This is a genomic window from Candidatus Protofrankia californiensis (assembly GCF_900634765.1).
In the GTDB taxonomy this organism is placed as follows: domain Bacteria; phylum Actinomycetota; class Actinomycetes; order Frankiales; family Frankiaceae; genus Protofrankia; species Protofrankia californiensis.
Genome location: NZ_CAAAFT010000459.1, coordinates 1 through 2,195, shown reverse-complemented (window position 1 = coordinate 2,195; position 2,195 = coordinate 1). Strand labels below are relative to the sequence as shown.

General features: G+C 67.5%; 1 protein-coding gene, 1 pseudogene and 1 riboswitch. Of the genes and pseudogenes, one reads left to right on the top strand and one right to left on the bottom strand.

What is annotated here, in order from left to right; translation table 11 throughout:
• Positions 1-168 precede the first annotated feature (168 nt).
• A riboswitch (cyclic di-AMP (ydaO/yuaA leader) is annotated at positions 169-335 on the top strand.
• Between the two features lie 137 nt (positions 336-472).
• Positions 473-1,396, top strand: a complete 924-nt coding sequence (locus tag DD1DGNOD_RS23720; RefSeq protein WP_131768760.1) for a C40 family peptidase — start codon at positions 473-475, stop codon at positions 1,394-1,396.
• A gap of 151 nt (positions 1,397-1,547) precedes the next feature.
• On the opposite strand, the pseudogene DD1DGNOD_RS30205 reads toward DD1DGNOD_RS23720, so the two are convergent.
• A pseudogene (locus DD1DGNOD_RS30205) lies at positions 1,548-1,879 on the bottom strand (DUF305 domain-containing protein).
• Between the last annotated feature and the right edge of the window lie 316 nt (positions 1,880-2,195).

Here is a 2,195-nt window from a genome sequence, read left to right as displayed (position 1 = left end):
CTTCCTCGCCACAAGCACGGTGAGGTGCGGTGGAGGTGCAGCGGGGCGAGTCTGCTCCGGCGGTTGGGGATGAACCCGCTCCTACTATGACGGGTAGTACGTTAGTGTCGACCCTCGACAGTCGCACCGGACCGCACGCCGAATCCTGCCCCCGGTTCCGGTGACCCCTCCAGCGAGCAGCCGGGGCAGGAGCGGGGGAACCACGTTCCTCCGGGGGCCGCCACGTCCCAGCGGCACCCTTGGGGTGAAGCCGCGCATCGTGGATCGTCCACGTGCCGGCCGGGCACCCAGCCCGAACCCGACAGCTCACCTCGCAGGCGTCTGGGAAAGGGCTCATGTGCACGCAGAGGAAACGCACTCCTGTCCGGACACCCTCCAACACCGGCGGGGCCGCCATCGTGCCGTCTCGCCGCGGTCCGTCGCAGCGCGCACGTCTGCCCGGGCGACGGTAGCCGCGCTCACCACAAGCACCATGGCGATCTCCGGGATCGCACTGGCCGGATCGCTGGACACCACTACGGACACCGGCACCGATACCGGCACGGGGGACGCGACGGTGACCGCCGACGTTCTCGGCCGAGGACCCCAGGCAGCAGATCCGACCACCGGGCAGATCAGGATTGCGCCGGTGACCACACCTGCCCCCTCCGACGCGTCGCTGGTAGTGAGCAACCCGGATGTCACCGTCAACGCGGACGAACCCGTCGAGGTCGGATTCCAGATGACCGATCCCGCCACCGGCCGCCCGCTTGCGGATCAGGACATCCTGGTCCAAGCGCAGTTCCCGGCGGGCTGGACCACCTTCAAGGCGCTGCGGACCGACGCTGCAGGCAACTCCTCTTACACCGCACGGGTCCTGACCACCACCCAGGTCCGAGCGGTCTTCAACGGCACTCCGGCGCTCAAGGGTGTGACGTCCGACGCGGGGGTGATTCGGGTCCGGCCGCAGGCGGCCGCACCGGCCCCGTCGGCCGGTCAGGCATTCCGGGCCGCCGTCCGAACCGCATTGCCTGCCGCGCCCGCGACCGCACCGCCCGCGACAAGCACGCTCGGTCAGCGGGCCGTGTACCTCGCCTCATTACAAGCCGGCAAACCGTATGTCTACGGCGCTACCGGCCCGTACTCCTTTGACTGCTCCAGTTTAATTCAGTATGTGTTCAAGCAGCTCGGCCGATCCCTTCCCCGAACAACCAACCAGCAGTACGCGGCCACCGCGCGTGTAGCGCGCGGCTCCGAACAGGTCGGCGATCTGATCTTCTTTGGTGAGCCGGGCAATATCTACCACATGGGTCTCTACGCCGGTGACGGCAAGATATGGGCGGCGCCGAAAACCGGTGACGTGGTGAAACTCCAGACGATCTGGACGAGCTCCTATTCTGTGGGACGCGTCCTGTAAACGCCCGGGCGGCCCGCTGCACCGAATCGAGGAAAACGCGTCTCGCGCGCGGGCGGAAGCGGGCCACCGCGCTGCCGGCGACACGGCGGAGGGCTTTGCCGTGCCGCCGACAGCCCTATCGAAACCTGACGCCGCCGCCGGCTGCCTCGGCTCAGATTGTCCCGAGCAACGTCTTCATCGCCGCGATCTCTTCTGACTGGCTGCTCTGAATGCTCTGCGCAAGCTGCTTGGCTGGCCCATACTGGCCGTCACGCAACTCGGCCGTGGCCATGCTGACCGCACCTTCGCGATGCTCGACCATCATCGTGAGCAACATGCGGTCGAACGCGGTACCGCCGGCGTCCTTCAGCATCGCCATGTCATCGTCCGGCTCATGCCCGGCATGGCAGTAGCCGACGCCGAACCCATGTCGTGACCGCTGGCGTGGCCGCCGTTGTCCGGGCTGGTCGTGGGCTTACCCCAGCCCCGCAGCCACCCCGCCATGGTCGTGATCTCGGGGTCCTGGGCTTCCCGGATCGTCCGCGGGTTCGCTCGGTCGAGGCCGAGCAGGAGTCGCTGCGTCTACGGCTTGCACCACCGCACGCTGCTCGTGCTGCTTCCGCCGCCCGTACCGGGTCATACCCCGCGGTTTGTACACCGACAGCGTCGTGGCCACGAGCAACAGCAGCAGGGCGGCACCGGTATGGACCACGGCGGATGGGCTCCTCAGCCCGCTGAGATCGGGACTGGACAATGTCGTCTCTGCCGCTACGCCTGCTAGTACTCCAACCCGACTTTTGTGATCAGTTGCGTCTGGTGG